The following is a 13,220-nucleotide window of genomic DNA, read 5'->3' as shown; positions in this document are numbered from 1 at the left end:
ATCGAACTACAAGTAATGCAACGTCCAGGTTTCAATTGGTTATATTTAGTATTAACAACACGTTACTAATACTACAGCACTGCACGAAGAGCACAATCATGAACAGTGATACGAATTAAATTATGGGCCTTTGTTAGCCCTTTGAATGATAATATTTAGCATCATTTGGTTGTAAGCTTTTTCTAGCCAGCAGCTCTTATGGAAGTTAACAAATCGGCTACTTAGTATACTTAATAGACCGTCAAATCAGATAGATTATCTATTCTTATTTCTTCAAGCCTTTTGTGCTTCATTTTCCCGCCTCACTAAGCAGCAACTTAATACTTGCTACACCAAAAAATAACGCGAACACGCCTTCAAAAACTGCTTTGGATCTGAGATAGGTTTGTCTGACCTTTTTATGCGCGAAAAGAAAAGCATAGCCAAAGAAAACCAAAGCACTAACCAGCCCCACAACAAAAATGACCGACAACAATTCCAACAGACTGGCCTTAGGAGGAACCCCTATCGAATAAAGCGCACCGAAAAACAGAATAGCCTTTGGGTTAGTTAAGTGAATTAACACTCCGGTTAAGTAGTTACCCTTCTTTGTCGTTACGTATGTTTTGGGTAACTTTAGCTGCTCGATGTTGCAGGCAGAATGTACGGACTTTAAAGCCAAATATAAAAGATAAAATGCCCCACAATATCTAAGAATTTCAAAAAGCCAAACATTGCTATAGAGTATGGTTGCGAGACCAAAAGCGGCTGAGGTTGACCAAAATAAAGACCCCGTTAAAACACCTGCAGCCAAATACCCTCCAAAGCACCGACCGTGGTTCATTGACGTGCCTGCTATCGCAAGAGTTGCAGGTCCGGGGCTAGCTATGGCAGCGATAGCTGATACGACAATCAGTGAATAATTTATCTCTTCCATTTTTACTCTAAGCCTCCAAATGGAGTTTTATCAACACTTATCGCGGAATACTCTATTGAACGTACATCAGAAGCGTAATACTGATTAAAACACCAAGTGTCACGAATCGAGTTGAGATTCTTTGGTATTTTACTGCTCCAAAATAACATCAAATCCGCCATAAATGAGACGCTTTCCATCAAAGGGCATTGGGTTATTATCTGGACTCATTCGAGGATCACCCATGATCCGCTGCCACCCTGAGTCCCGAACTTCTTTTGAAGGCCAGACTACCCACGAAAACACAACGGTTTCGTTGCTCTCAGCGTTAACTGCCATGGGAAATGATGTGATCTCACCATCTGGTACTTCACTCCCCCACGTCTCAACAACCTTTAAGGCCCCAAACTCCCTGAACATTTCTGCTGCTATTTTTGCGTGTGCGATATACTTTTCTTTATTCGCTGTCGGTACTGCAGCGACAAACCCATCAATGTATGACATAAGTAAACTCCTTTCATTGGAGTTATAACCATAGCTCAATAAAAAGAATGCACATGATGCCAAACCATAGAAGCAGGTACGTAATACAGCTTGAGAGCTACATTCCTAGCTTGGACTTTATATGCATATTTGAAAGGTATGTGTTTGGATCAAGCTTGGTTAGCATATTTATAATCTCCAAAACACTCGAATACTCAATACGTTCCTCTTCAGCATGCCCGATCCCACCTATTGTAAAGTGAGTAAAGCGGTAATCACGATAAACGTTTTGCAGCTGGCTAGAAATATCTTTGAGTAATCTTTTACTGAGGGCGAATGCAGGGTATTCACTACTTTCTGAAAGCTCTGCTGTAGAGCCAATAGATACAATATTGCATTTATCGTTAAGTGAACCTAAAGCGTTAAGTTCATTGACTAGATTAAGAAACCCAATCGGGCCAATATTCATAAACTCAATCAGTTCGTTTGTTGTCAATTCTGAAGACTCTCCCCACATCGACGCCAAATAAACTATGATGTCAAACTCTACACCTTTGAAGCACGTATAATCTGGCTTTTTACCGGGATCAACGTCAATACAAACAGAAGCGACTCCCTCCTCAACTAGCTTTGATCTAGAAATCGCATAAATTTCTGTACCCTGTAAGTTCGTAGCCAAGAACCTTCCTAGACCCTTACTACCTCCAACGATTAAAATCTGCATAACCCTATTCCTTGGTTAAGGTTGTCTTTCATATTGTCCGCCAAACTGTTCATTAGGTATCACTCTATTGCCCTACTTAGTTCTATCTTCAATTTCATCGAATGGTTCAACTGAAATACGCTCTGCAATTTCACTCATCTTCTTCATTTTTTCTGGGTTACTAGTTCCCCAAAACCGCTCCCAGTCTTCACGTGTTCGCCACTTGGCAATAGTTAAAACCTTTTCCGGTACATCGTAAGAACGAAGCATAAAACTACCAAGCGCCCCTTCTACTGACTGATGAATTGAATCTGTCGTCGAACGCCATATATTTTGAAACTCATCCATTTTTTCACTTGGCACACGCCATTCATACACAACTCTAAACATAACACTTCCATTAAAATTTCTAGATTTAATACGGCAAAGTATTAAGAACACTAAGCCAGGTGAATAGCTGAATAAAGCAACATAGTAGAGCGTAGAGCAACATGAAAAGCAAAGTGTAAACGCTCTAAATCACTCCGATTCGATTAGTCATGCACACATTCAAAGATTTCGTATTGCCGTTTAACATTGGCTGTTACTTTTCCCCAATGTGAGGCTTGAACTCTTTCCTGATGTTGTTTAAAAGAGGCTTTGTCGACGAACTCCTCATAGACATCAAAACGAAACGGATTAGTCGAGCTTTGAGTCACAAGAAAACTAAGGCAGCCCGGCTCTTCTAACGTGAGCCTTTTGTGAATTATTAACTCATGTTTTACTAATTCTAGATCCTTTTCCGGAACTAAAATAAAGCCTTTCAATGTAACTTTCGACATATCATCCTCCCGCCCCTATCGTGTAGCGTTTTGTTAAGAAGTAGCCAACACGCCCTCAATCTCAACCATCATATCTCAAATGTGAATCTCACCATGAATTAAATGCCACGTGTTAGGAATCTATTTCTAATGCCCTATCGACCTACGAGCATAAGGTTATCTCTACCCTTTCTTTGTCTTTACCGATGTTCTTGCGTTTTAATTGAATTTGGCCGACTTCTGATGTGCGCTTTAAGTGAGTGCCACCGCAAGGCACTTGCGCAAACCCATCCACTCTCCAATACCTTCTTTCACTCTCTTGATCGGAAAAGTCACTAATAATAACTGAATCAGAGTTAATCAAAGCTTGCACATCAGTTTCAATTTCTTTCAATAGCGGGCCAATACTTTCAGACCACTCGAAATCTATGCGACTCTTATTTTCAGAAATATGCGCACCTATCTTAACAATGCCTTCCCGACGCTGATAAAACATCTCAAGCACCACTTCAGCCGCAAAGTGTAGCTTCATTAAGGCGTATCTACGCTTCCAATCAATATTCGTAGTTACAATGTCACCAAGAGTAAAATTTGGAGAGGATTCCAATGTGTAAATAAGTCGAACACCTAGCTTTTGAGCAATCAAAACCGGAATACCATTAATCGTTCCTTTATCACTCTCTTGGCCTCCAGACTCTGCAAAGAAGATAGTCTGGTCCAATTCAACCTTATTTCCGTCTACATTGGTCACTCTTGAGTTAAGTTCTGTTTGGTAGGGATTAACCCAAAATAATTTCTCGCTCATGCTGCTATCCTTGCAGTAAGTCCTATCCTTGATAGTACATTCAGTGACCACCAAGTCAATTCAAGAAACCTCGCCGTCAAGTGTAAGGTTGTGTATCGAGTGCGAGCAGGCTAGATCTATTAGATGCTTTTAAGGCCGGGTACTAAACGCTGTCCAGGGGTTTAGCTAACAACCCGTAAATTGCTGAATCTGAGACTACTCCATTCACTTCCCAACGCTGCCTTAGGAAACCTTCCTTTATAAAACCTAACCGTTCCAAGACTTTACCTGAAGAAGTATTGTCTGGATCTATCTCAGCCTCGATTCGACGTAGATTCAGTGTTTTGAATGCGTGTTCGATTAATGCATTTCCCGCCTCTAATACAATGCCTTTACCCCAGAAATTACGACTCACGCCAAAGCCAATTTCTGCGCGCCTAGACTCTTTCACGTGATTAAACAGCATTATCTTACCCAGAAGTTGGCCATTGCTCTTTAGGAAGATGCCTAGTGTCACTTCTGTATTACTATTCATGGCCTGTGTACTCTTGGCTATAAATGTCCGCGCTTCTTCAATTGAAACCCAAGGGCCAGTGTTCCAATATTTCATGACCTCATGGTCTGAGAAGATGTCAAACAATTCGCTTGCATCATCTTCAACTAGCTCTCTTAGAATTAATCGTTCCGTTTCAATCTTTGTTACTAACATTTAGGAGTCAGCCTTTTGGTTCGTTATTGGTGACGAAAATCCAATAAAAGTGTGAGACACGTAATACAAATGATTTCGTATGAGACTTTTAAACAAGCTCAACTCAGGGTAAAAGCGCCACGTGTAACGACTCTATATTGAAGCAAATTTTAGACATTCAAGTGCGTCAACAAGTAACCGCTGAACGCATCAAAGCTTGGGGTGAGTTGATCATAAGTCCTAAACTCAGGCTCAAAATAGTCCATATACTTTATTATCGCTTAGTGACGATTTCCTTCAGTACTCTGGCTGGGTTACCACCAACAACGACATTGTCTCCAAAACTCTTTGTAACGACTGCGCCAGAGGCTACCACCACGTTGTTCCCAAGTGTTACGCCAGGGTTGATTACGGCATGGCCACCTATCCAACAATTGTCACCAATGTTTATGGGCTTTGCTAGCTCTAAACCACTGTTCCTCTCGATAGGATCTAAGGGATGAGTCGCAGTATAAATGCCAACTTGAGGCCCAAGTAAACAGTTATCACCAAACTTAACTTCCGCAACATCCAAAATCACACAACCAAAATTAGCGTAGAAATTATCTCCAACGTGAATGTTGGATCCGTAGTCGCAATTGAAAGAAGATTCAACATGAATATCGTCACCTGTTGTGCCGAACAAGTGCTTAGTTATTTCAACTCGCTTTTGTTTATGCTCAACAGAGGTAGCATTCAATTTTTCAGTTAGTAACCTAGCGCTCAACCTTAACTTTAATAACTCTTCATCACTTGGGTCATAAAGCTCACCTGCTAACATTTTCTCTTTTTCTGACATAAAACTTGGACTCCAATACCAATTTTCTTACAACGCTACATTAAGTATGTGAGTAACGCTACCACCTAAGCAAGGCTGCTCCAGCACGAAAACAAAGCCCGACTTGAACGCAAGTCCTCAGCGCTATCAATTTTTTCAACAAACTAGTGCACTACCACCACCGTTCTCACTAACTTATCACCGAGCCGTTGCCTCTTTTTACCAAGAATGAAAATTGAGTCAATAAAACCTAAGAATGGAGTAATAACATTTCGAAAGAGCGACTGAAAAATATTGCACTTTTTACCCGTTCTTGCACTTATAACTGCAATGCCCAAAAGTTTTTTACCCACACTTTGACCATTTGGTAAACAATCAGAAAAAAGGTAATACGATACAGTCGCAGTTACTGCTGTAGCGCGCACAAGCTCTTTTTCAATACCGATTTCTAAGCCGACCCATAAAACGAGAGTAAAAATGCTAAAACTGACAAAAAGATCAATCATTTGTCCAACACACCTAACTCCCGGACTAGCCAAAACGTAATTTTCTAGAGTAAATTTTCCTGCATTTTTCATTTTAAAATTTGGACTAACAATTGTTTATTTGTGAACTAACGCTATTGAGACAGTAACATCCCCACTAAACCTAATCCATACTTCCGTAAAGCACGGTCGAACCTGATTTTGCTATCTTTTCAATATATTACCACGCTTGTTCTAAAGGCTAGATTGGTAATATTTCAACATCTCTTCTTGATTAAGCGCTTTACTTTCTAACTTTTGTTGATCTTTAAAGATTTGAGCTAATGAAGGGAGAATTGAGCGATTTACTTTATAGTCATCAGACCAAAGTTTCCCTCTCATCACCGCTTTCGCACAATGAAAATACATACTCTCTATGACTATTTTGATAACAACCTTAGGATCTTTACTTCCATCGGGGCAAGCAGATATCAAGTTGGCGTCGGTGTGAATACTTGCGATTCCTTTAATACGGAGCACTTCATCAATACCATTTACCATCAATAACAACCCTACCTTGGGGTTACTAATGATATTTTTTAGACTATCGATACGATTGTTCCCCGAGCTATCAGGGAGCAACAATGTTGATTCATCTAAAACTTTTACGAAGCCAGGCTCTCCTCCTTTAGGAGAAAGATCGATATACCCTTGTGAATCAGCGGTACTTAGAACTGCAAAATGGCAATTATTAATTAATGTAATCGCATTAACATCCAGCACAGGCAGCGCTTTATTTTTAGCTCTCGCACTTGGCTCAGCGTAAATTTCTTTTAACTGCTCTATTGTTTTAATTTCACTCATTCAATGTTGTTCCTTCACTATCGTATAATGCTTTGCTTGTAAGCAAGCAGTAACTCTGACTTCTTGTATAGACACTAGACCTAACTCATCGTAAAAATACTACGAGTACAAGTTATCTCTTTAATGCCTTGTTATCTAAAGATTTAAAGTTTTTCACTAAACTCCCCACACTGCTTACACTTATAACCATGCTTGTAAAAAAACAGTGGAAAACCCAGTAAAATAAAAACTAAGAAAGCTGGGCGTTTACCTTTTGTAAATGCAAATAGATCTTTACTACCACATTTAGGGCAAACGTCTTTTTCTTCATCAACGTCAACTTCATTTCCCAATGATTCTGAGAAATCGCTACTAAGTATTTTTTTCGCATCTTCTGCATCACTTTCGGCCACCATCAGACGGACGCCGCCTATTGCATTTGAATAAAGCCACTGAGTATTTACCGTGTGCTCGTCAGCGATGTAACTTTCTATTCCGACATTATCTAGGCTTGCTCTCGCAATATGAGCTTCATGAGGAAAAGAAAACCTTGCTACTACAATCACATATTACTCCTTGTGGGAAAACGCGCTCGTAAGGCATAAGCAACGCTAATTGGAAATGCCATGTATGGTATGCTAGCTTGAGCCGTTTGTTGTACCTAATCACCCAACCACAACTATTGAAACTACAAGTGCGGACTTTCAGCAAAGTCACTGAAACCATGTGGAACTTACCACACCAAAGAAAACGTCCTTTCAGCTAGTAAATAAGCCTTTAAACCAACAAACTCACCGAGCAGATTTGCAACCAAAAACAGATTTTCGATTGCCCCGCTCTATCACCACCAAAAAACAAAACAACCGCTAGAACAGTTACAAAACTTTGGATTTGAAACAGCTGAAAATGAGTTTGGACCAACGACGATGAACCAGTAAACCGAACGATCAGCAGCCAAATTTTGAGCTTAGAAACATGATTTTGACTGCTAGCTTTTTCTGGCGACTAACGCCCTGTTAAGGTGTGAGCAACGCAATACCGATGTCGCCGCATACCACCTTAAACACTAAACGCAACGCATAGCAAAAAATGCCACGCGTTGCGAATCACTCTTAAACAGTTTGTTAAGTGTTGTTCCGTGATTTGTTCAAACCTTCGGAGACTTCATTATCAATCCTAATTTTGTCGATAAATTCACGCTCTTTTCTATCCGGTAGTTTATATTCATAAAACACGTCGGATACATGCTTCATATCACGGACATCATCTTTTAGGGACTCGATGTTGTGAGTCATTTGCTCAAGAAAATATGCTTGCTGCTCAGAGATTTCCGTTCGATGATTAATGCGCGCCTCTTCACAAGCGAGAAAGGTGAATTTATCGCTCTTCATCTGAATCAAAATTGCTGACAGTTTAAAGAAGATTGCTATCAATACACATAAAGTAAGTGCACCTATAGCTGTATTGATTAGTTCCATAATATCTCCTGACACTTAACGCCGCATTAAGGGGTGAGCAACGCAAATCACCCGACCTAAACCATTGTGCCGTAAACACTTAAGCTAATTCAAACCAAAACTGCCAAGCGTTGTGAATCCCTCTTGAATGCTTTGTTAGTTGCCAAACCCAAGGCTTAAGTATGGAGTTTATTACCGCTTTGCCAACGCTAGCTTTATGTACTTTGAAAAACTCAAATCAGGCGCAGTTTCAAAGCGTTTGTCACTGAAACCACTTGGAACACGCAACGCCGTAGAAAACGAACTGACAACACCAAAAAGACCTTTTGGAGAAACAATTCCACAAAGCTGACTTTCAACAAGTAAACCAGCTTCTGAAATGGCAAACCAAACTAGGAAAAGATCGAAGCTCAATTCCCACGAGTCAAAATCCCGAAGTTCGAAGTGCAGAATCGAGAAAGCACACGAACGATTAGACCTAAACATTCTGTTTTAGCTGCGCTTTCCTCGTTGGCAACTAACGCCCAATTAAGGTGTGAGTAACGCTACCACGAAACTCAACTAGAACACCGTAAACACTATACTCAAATTTAGAACCAAAAATCCCAAGCGTTAGGAATCACTCTTAAATTGTTTGTTATGTGATATTTCTATGGAATACAAGCATTTCCAAAGACCATCCTTTTATATATGTCATATCAAAGCCCAAAGCGACAAAAGTTAAAGCAACAATACCAATTAATAAGAACAGCGTACCTAACAATGCTTCAATGGTTGTAGAAAGTGACCCATTCATTCGAGATAACCTATCTTGATGAAACCTGATTCGTCGTTTAGCAGCCATTGAGAAATGCAGTAACATTATGTAAATCAAAAGAAACGTAGCAACTTCAGCAGAGTATTCTTTAAATTGTAATGCGGTAAAAGCTGATGTTAAAGCTAGAGTCCCAACGACCTCATTTACGTACATATACCACGATCGTACCGCTGTTTCTGAAATTCCCTGTGGTGTAGACATAACGAAACTTCCTCTTATCACATAACGCCCAATTAAGGTGTGAAGCACGCTACCACAGAATTCAATTTGACTACCGTAAACACTGAACTAAACCCAAACCAAAAATGCCAAGCGTGCTGAATCACTCTTAAATTGCTTGTTATGTTTTGCTCTCTTTCTCAAACCACTGTTCGTAAATGGAATAATGCTTGGACTGCTGCTCTACGAACCGACTTTCATCAGAAGCACGCCTCTCACGCTTTGCAATTAGCCTTAGCTTATCGAAAATCATGGCCTTATGCAGATGAACAAAAGCTTGGATTGTTTCTTCATTTCGCTGACTAAACATTATTCTGCAGTTTGTTTCTACTGCAGAGAATAGATCGTTTATACAGTATGTTTCAGCTTGATCATACAAGCCTGCTTTTTGGAAATAAGGAATAATTTTACAGAACGCAGAGTGTGGATAACCTCCAACCCTTCCCATCTCCTTCACTACGGTTTTCAGCAACGAAATTGATGCTTCAAAATTCCCTGCTTTTGCTAATGCAGTGGCATCTTTTAGCTTTTTGTCGATAAGTGTCATTTATCCCTCTGAGAAACATAACGCCGCATTAAGGTGTGAGCGACGTTTGGCTATACTTGAGCGAAGCGAAAATGCCAAGCGTTGCGAATCACTCTTAAATGCTTTGTTATGCGTACTTTTCCTCAAACATCTGTTTATAGGATTTATTCTGCAATGCTGAACCTGTCAACCCAAACTTGCTAGCTAGGGCTTCAAGTTCCGACCTATAAGCAATTAGCATTGATTCATCGTCTGTCATGATAGCGAACTCAGCAAAGTCGCCAATACCATCTAATGAATCAACCGTGATATGAAACTTGCCAACGAAATAGATACTTCGAGTTTTGGTAGCCTTTAACGTAATTTCGTACCCCATAGTTTCAAGCATACTTTTAGCATTTTCTGCATCAGTGATATTAGTCGCTTCACATCGGTCTGCCTCAGGGCCTTTTACAATCCAAAGCTTAATACCCGAAGGCTTCATAGTACGAATACAGACACTCTTATTCTGCTGATACAATGATTTATCAGGAGTATCAAAATAACAATCGGATTCTAGATTGTCCTCAACCATTATTTCATGAGGTATATTTTTCAAAACATTCATGAAATTAGTCTTCGACTCAAGGCGGTACTTTAGCTCTACCTCATACTTACCTTGAAAATGCTCATCGCTCATCTTGGGATCCTATAACAAAATGCGAATTTTACCATAAGAGAGAGTAGCTAATCATGCTCGTACGCATAACGCCGCATTAAGGTGTGAGCGACGCTTGGCTATACTTGAGCGAAGCGAAAATGCCAAGCGTTGCGAATCACTCTTAAATGCTTTGTTAGCCGTTTTCTTCAGCGTGCTCTACATCTTTAGAAACATGCTTAGAAAACGCAATAAACATACCGTCAAACATTTCCTCGATATTGATTTCATCCATGCTCATAGATGGCTTGATTCGCTTTTTGACAATACTTCTCACTTTTAAGTAATGAATAAGGCCACAAGCTTTAGATACAAGTAACAAGTCTTCTTCAATGACCTTGAGTATTTCACTTAAACCCTTGTTGTGGACTTCAGATACTTGCTTCTTTAAAAACTCACCAATGCCATTGTCCAAGCGAAATAGTTCTGTATTTTGTACTTGTTCTAAGTAGATTTTCTGCACAGTAACCATTTTGTTTGAAACTTCTTTACCGCGAAGCTTATAAGCCAGTATCGGTTTTTCTTTAGCTAGGTTGACTATGGTGTTTTCGTAACCCTCGATAAAATCTGATGACAACTGAGGAGTAATTTGCTCTACAAGTTTTGAAAAAAAAGCTAGCATGAGCTGCTTGTTTTCCGCAGGAAACTCGATGCCTTCTATCTTTTTCTGCTCAAAGTATTTTTCACACCTTTTAATATATTGATCATACAGTTCAGAAGAGTCAAATGCAGACGCCAGAGTATGCGCACGAAATTCCAATAGATAAAACAATGTTTGACGTGTAACTTTAAGGCTCTCTGCCCGCACTTTAAAGAAGTACCCGAAACCACCAAGGAGCGCACTCAACGTAATGCCTCCGACCCCAATAAGGGATGCTATCACCTGCACTTCCATATTTCCTCCTTGACGGCTAACGCCGCGTTAAGGGGTGAACAACGCGATGCCACCCAACTTAAACCATTGTGCCATAAACACAAAAGCTAAACTTTGAACCAAAACTGCCAAGCGTTGAGAATCCCTCTTAAACGCTTTGTTATGGCTAACAACTCACGAATGACCTGCAAGATTAACCGACTGTTTTAGATGAACTTTACACGTTCATCTAAGCACTCATTAGAACCCATTTCGAATTCGCGGCATATCCAAGGGCGATTTTCATAAATTGTGCACATTAGAGTGTCTCTATCTAAGGCCGCACACCAACCATCATTTAATCGCATCATTGTTTCACCGCCATACTGGTCACGTGCGATGAACTCTTCAGGCACGCCAGTATCAGAGATAATCATAACTTCAAGACGGCAGCAGCAAGCTTTGCAGTTTGAGCAAGATATATTTGAGGAAGAAGGTGTATTAGTTGGTATAAGCATAAGTAACTACAGTTTAGTCAATTGTGCATGATACCGTAAATTTGATGCTAACAACCTTCATTTCTGAGATTGCTTACCTTGTGAGCCATAACGCCCAATTAAGGGGTGAACAACGCCTCCATCCAAACCTAAAGCATTGTGCCATAAACGCTATATTTGAAGTAGAAGCAAAAATGCCAAGCGTTGAGAATCCCTCTTAAATTGCTTGTTATGCCTGTGCCTCAGCTAGCTTATTAATTTTTGGTTGCAAGAACCAAACTCCAATTGGAGAAAACCAAAACAGAAAGAACGGACCACAATACTCGAAAAAGCCAACAGGCTCCTGTTTCATGGCAACAACCATTTGCTTTGCCGCGAAAAGCATTCCGTAAAAAACACAGATCATAGAAATGAGATGTACCGGTACGAGCCAAGGAGGAAAACTCTGACTACTTAGGGTTAAAACTGAAAATACAATTGAGTAAGCTATTGGTATACCGAGTGAAAACTTCAATATTCTCGTGCTTTTTTTCAAACTGTCGGGAACTAAGCTATTAGCCTTAATACCTACACTGTATATCCAACCCAAAAGCACTGACATCCACAACAGCCAGGTTATAAAAAACACGACTAGATGAGGGACGACCCCAATCATCGAAGGCAAGACCATAGGCGTAACAATTAGCAAAAACATTTGCCAAGACTTCAATTTCAGTAGTATTTCCATAAACCTACATCCTCCTTGTAAGGCATAACGCCCGCTTAAGTGGTGAGCAACGCTACCACGACACAAAATTATTCCACCGTAAACACTAAAGTTAAATCAAACCAAAACCGGCGAACGTTGCGAATCCGTCTTAAAGCGTTTGTTAGGCACTCAGTTCACGGATGAGTAAACTACCTAACTGCCTTGTGTTGTAGTAGTTACCATTGCTATTTAGTATTGAGACCCCAAGCGCTTTAGCTACTTGCCTCAAGTATGGTTTAGCTGGCACAAGAGGAGAGCCATTTTCAATAACCTCTATTGAACCATTCTCACGCTCAGCAATAGTTAAGTTACCCCAGACAGCCTCTTTAACTTTTGGAATGTCTCGATCGATGCTGTCAGATTTTGTTAGTTTGCTCAAAGCAAGTGTGTACTTTGAGCCAGAAGTACACATGAGCGATTTGGCTTGTTCAACACTTCCATCGAACAAGGTTTCGATTTGCATTTCTTCAACGTTAATCCGCAACACGATAACTCGGTCAACACTATTGAGTGTATTTGGATTAAATGAAACTTGCCCATTATTAGCCAAACGTCCGGTGGTTTTGACCGAGACTCTTTCACCGTCCCCGCTGACTACATCATATCCCGATTGATTAACTTCAGTTGCCATTTGACCGTTGGTAATCAAAGCTGAATACAGCTCACCAATTCTTCCTGTCAAATGCCTGAGCTCAGTAATAGGAACGCCCCAATTTAACTCGCGTTCAAGCCAAGACATCGACTCACCTAGTGATTGAATTACCTGAATTTGTGTTAATGCCACAGACTTACCTCCTGATGCCTAACGCCGCATTAAGGTGTGAGCAGCGCTTGGCTCTACTTGAGCGAAGCGAAAACGCCAAGCGTTGCGAATCACTCTTAAATGCTTTGTTAGGGCACTGTTCTCAAAGATGGCCACCTTACTAGCC

20 protein-coding genes are annotated in these 13,220 nt (G+C 40.3%); all 20 read right to left on the bottom strand.

Translation table 11 applies throughout. The features are described 5' to 3' along the window. Positions 1–289 precede the first annotated feature (289 nt). The gene (locus L3V37_RS15745; protein ID WP_237306577.1) at positions 290–916 is read right to left on the bottom strand and encodes a LysE family translocator; all 627 of its coding nucleotides are present in this window, start codon (positions 914–916) and stop codon (positions 290–292) included. Positions 917–1,045: 129 nt separating this feature from the next. Then, positions 1,046–1,399, bottom strand: coding sequence for a DUF1428 domain-containing protein (locus tag L3V37_RS15740; RefSeq protein ID WP_017821465.1), 354 nt, complete (start codon positions 1,397–1,399; stop codon positions 1,046–1,048). A 97-nt stretch (positions 1,400–1,496) separates the two neighbouring features. Then, entirely contained in the window at positions 1,497–2,102 is a 606-nt protein-coding gene (locus L3V37_RS15735) for a hypothetical protein (protein WP_237306576.1), read from the bottom strand. A 72-nt stretch (positions 2,103–2,174) separates the two neighbouring features. Next, a complete protein-coding gene (locus L3V37_RS15730) occupies positions 2,175–2,471 on the bottom strand; it encodes an antibiotic biosynthesis monooxygenase (protein WP_033907479.1) in 297 nt (98 codons plus the stop codon). 143 nt (positions 2,472–2,614) lie between these two features. After that, a complete protein-coding gene (locus L3V37_RS15725) occupies positions 2,615–2,902 on the bottom strand; it encodes a putative quinol monooxygenase (RefSeq protein WP_237306575.1) in 288 nt (95 codons plus the stop codon). 142 nt (positions 2,903–3,044) lie between these two features. Beyond that, positions 3,045–3,686, bottom strand: coding sequence for an alanyl-tRNA editing protein (locus tag L3V37_RS15720; RefSeq protein WP_054579575.1), 642 nt, complete (start codon positions 3,684–3,686; stop codon positions 3,045–3,047). A gap of 142 nt (positions 3,687–3,828) precedes the next feature. Then, a complete protein-coding gene (locus tag L3V37_RS15715; RefSeq protein WP_130546148.1) occupies positions 3,829–4,374 on the bottom strand; it encodes a GNAT family N-acetyltransferase in 546 nt (181 codons plus the stop codon). Between the two features lie 253 nt (positions 4,375–4,627). Continuing rightward, positions 4,628–5,191 (bottom strand): sugar O-acetyltransferase, encoded by a 564-nt coding sequence (locus L3V37_RS15710; RefSeq protein ID WP_053306980.1) that lies wholly within the window; start codon positions 5,189–5,191, stop codon positions 4,628–4,630. Between the two features lie 143 nt (positions 5,192–5,334). Continuing rightward, positions 5,335–5,748 (bottom strand): RDD family protein, encoded by a 414-nt coding sequence (locus L3V37_RS15705; RefSeq protein ID WP_130546149.1) that lies wholly within the window; start codon positions 5,746–5,748, stop codon positions 5,335–5,337. A 141-nt stretch (positions 5,749–5,889) separates the two neighbouring features. Next, entirely contained in the window at positions 5,890–6,498 is a 609-nt protein-coding gene (locus tag L3V37_RS15700; RefSeq protein WP_237306574.1) for a pyridoxamine 5'-phosphate oxidase family protein, read from the bottom strand. Between the two features lie 143 nt (positions 6,499–6,641). Next, complete coding sequence (locus L3V37_RS15695) at positions 6,642–7,043, bottom strand: DUF2007 domain-containing protein (RefSeq protein WP_130546150.1); 402 nt, start codon at positions 7,041–7,043, stop codon at positions 6,642–6,644. Between the two features lie 558 nt (positions 7,044–7,601). Next, positions 7,602–7,955: a hypothetical protein gene (locus L3V37_RS15685; RefSeq protein WP_130546151.1), complete on the bottom strand. Its 354-nt coding sequence runs from the start codon at positions 7,953–7,955 to the stop codon at positions 7,602–7,604. Between the two features lie 171 nt (positions 7,956–8,126). Beyond that, positions 8,127–8,420 (bottom strand): hypothetical protein, encoded by a 294-nt coding sequence (locus tag L3V37_RS15680; RefSeq protein ID WP_213973602.1) that lies wholly within the window; start codon positions 8,418–8,420, stop codon positions 8,127–8,129. Positions 8,421–8,571: 151 nt separating this feature from the next. Further along, positions 8,572–8,952, bottom strand: a complete 381-nt coding sequence (locus L3V37_RS15675) for a hypothetical protein (RefSeq protein ID WP_025539259.1) — start codon at positions 8,950–8,952, stop codon at positions 8,572–8,574. Between the two features lie 139 nt (positions 8,953–9,091). Further along, complete coding sequence (locus L3V37_RS15670) at positions 9,092–9,517, bottom strand: hypothetical protein (protein ID WP_171748329.1); 426 nt, start codon at positions 9,515–9,517, stop codon at positions 9,092–9,094. A 106-nt stretch (positions 9,518–9,623) separates the two neighbouring features. Next, complete coding sequence (gene cyaB, locus L3V37_RS15665) at positions 9,624–10,175, bottom strand: class IV adenylate cyclase (RefSeq protein ID WP_115386074.1); 552 nt, start codon at positions 10,173–10,175, stop codon at positions 9,624–9,626. 154 nt (positions 10,176–10,329) lie between these two features. Continuing rightward, a complete protein-coding gene (locus L3V37_RS15660) occupies positions 10,330–11,088 on the bottom strand; it encodes a hypothetical protein (RefSeq protein WP_237306573.1) in 759 nt (252 codons plus the stop codon). Positions 11,089–11,273: 185 nt separating this feature from the next. After that, positions 11,274–11,564 (bottom strand): YkgJ family cysteine cluster protein, encoded by a 291-nt coding sequence (locus tag L3V37_RS15655; protein WP_079879636.1) that lies wholly within the window; start codon positions 11,562–11,564, stop codon positions 11,274–11,276. Positions 11,565–11,772: 208 nt separating this feature from the next. After that, complete coding sequence (locus tag L3V37_RS15650; protein WP_077281663.1) at positions 11,773–12,270, bottom strand: hypothetical protein; 498 nt, start codon at positions 12,268–12,270, stop codon at positions 11,773–11,775. A 142-nt stretch (positions 12,271–12,412) separates the two neighbouring features. Then, complete coding sequence (locus tag L3V37_RS15645; protein WP_029853294.1) at positions 12,413–13,075, bottom strand: hypothetical protein; 663 nt, start codon at positions 13,073–13,075, stop codon at positions 12,413–12,415. Positions 13,076–13,220 lie beyond the last annotated feature (145 nt).

Origin of the sequence: Vibrio sp. D54, assembly GCF_021728075.1 — a bacterium.
Classification (GTDB): domain Bacteria; phylum Pseudomonadota; class Gammaproteobacteria; order Enterobacterales; family Vibrionaceae; genus Vibrio; species Vibrio alginolyticus.
This window is presented reverse-complemented; position numbering and strand designations above follow the sequence as displayed.

What these genes read in the sequence shown, in the direction of transcription:
- L3V37_RS15745 (WP_237306577.1), bottom strand. Translation starts at nt 916, where the DNA reads ATGGAAGAGATAAATTATTCACTGATTGTCGTATCAGCTATCGCTGCC.
- L3V37_RS15740 (WP_017821465.1), bottom strand. Translation starts at nt 1,399, where the DNA reads ATGTCATACATTGATGGGTTTGTCGCTGCAGTACCGACAGCGAATAAA.
- L3V37_RS15735 (WP_237306576.1), bottom strand. Translation starts at nt 2,102, where the DNA reads ATGCAGATTTTAATCGTTGGAGGTAGTAAGGGTCTAGGAAGGTTCTTG.
- L3V37_RS15730 (WP_033907479.1), bottom strand. Translation starts at nt 2,471, where the DNA reads ATGTTTAGAGTTGTGTATGAATGGCGTGTGCCAAGTGAAAAAATGGAT.
- L3V37_RS15725 (WP_237306575.1), bottom strand. Translation starts at nt 2,902, where the DNA reads ATGTCGAAAGTTACATTGAAAGGCTTTATTTTAGTTCCGGAAAAGGAT.
- L3V37_RS15720 (WP_054579575.1), bottom strand. Translation starts at nt 3,686, where the DNA reads ATGAGCGAGAAATTATTTTGGGTTAATCCCTACCAAACAGAACTTAAC.
- L3V37_RS15715 (WP_130546148.1), bottom strand. Translation starts at nt 4,374, where the DNA reads ATGTTAGTAACAAAGATTGAAACGGAACGATTAATTCTAAGAGAGCTA.
- L3V37_RS15710 (WP_053306980.1), bottom strand. Translation starts at nt 5,191, where the DNA reads ATGTCAGAAAAAGAGAAAATGTTAGCAGGTGAGCTTTATGACCCAAGT.
- L3V37_RS15705 (WP_130546149.1), bottom strand. Translation starts at nt 5,748, where the DNA reads ATGAAAAATGCAGGAAAATTTACTCTAGAAAATTACGTTTTGGCTAGT.
- L3V37_RS15700 (WP_237306574.1), bottom strand. Translation starts at nt 6,498, where the DNA reads ATGAGTGAAATTAAAACAATAGAGCAGTTAAAAGAAATTTACGCTGAG.
- L3V37_RS15685 (WP_130546151.1), bottom strand. Translation starts at nt 7,955, where the DNA reads ATGGAACTAATCAATACAGCTATAGGTGCACTTACTTTATGTGTATTG.
- L3V37_RS15680 (WP_213973602.1), bottom strand. Translation starts at nt 8,420, where the DNA reads ATGTTTAGGTCTAATCGTTCGTGTGCTTTCTCGATTCTGCACTTCGAA.
- L3V37_RS15675 (WP_025539259.1), bottom strand. Translation starts at nt 8,952, where the DNA reads ATGTCTACACCACAGGGAATTTCAGAAACAGCGGTACGATCGTGGTAT.
- L3V37_RS15670 (WP_171748329.1), bottom strand. Translation starts at nt 9,517, where the DNA reads ATGACACTTATCGACAAAAAGCTAAAAGATGCCACTGCATTAGCAAAA.
- cyaB (WP_115386074.1), bottom strand. Translation starts at nt 10,175, where the DNA reads ATGAGCGATGAGCATTTTCAAGGTAAGTATGAGGTAGAGCTAAAGTAC.
- L3V37_RS15660 (WP_237306573.1), bottom strand. Translation starts at nt 11,088, where the DNA reads ATGGAAGTGCAGGTGATAGCATCCCTTATTGGGGTCGGAGGCATTACG.
- L3V37_RS15655 (WP_079879636.1), bottom strand. Translation starts at nt 11,564, where the DNA reads ATGCTTATACCAACTAATACACCTTCTTCCTCAAATATATCTTGCTCA.
- L3V37_RS15650 (WP_077281663.1), bottom strand. Translation starts at nt 12,270, where the DNA reads ATGGAAATACTACTGAAATTGAAGTCTTGGCAAATGTTTTTGCTAATT.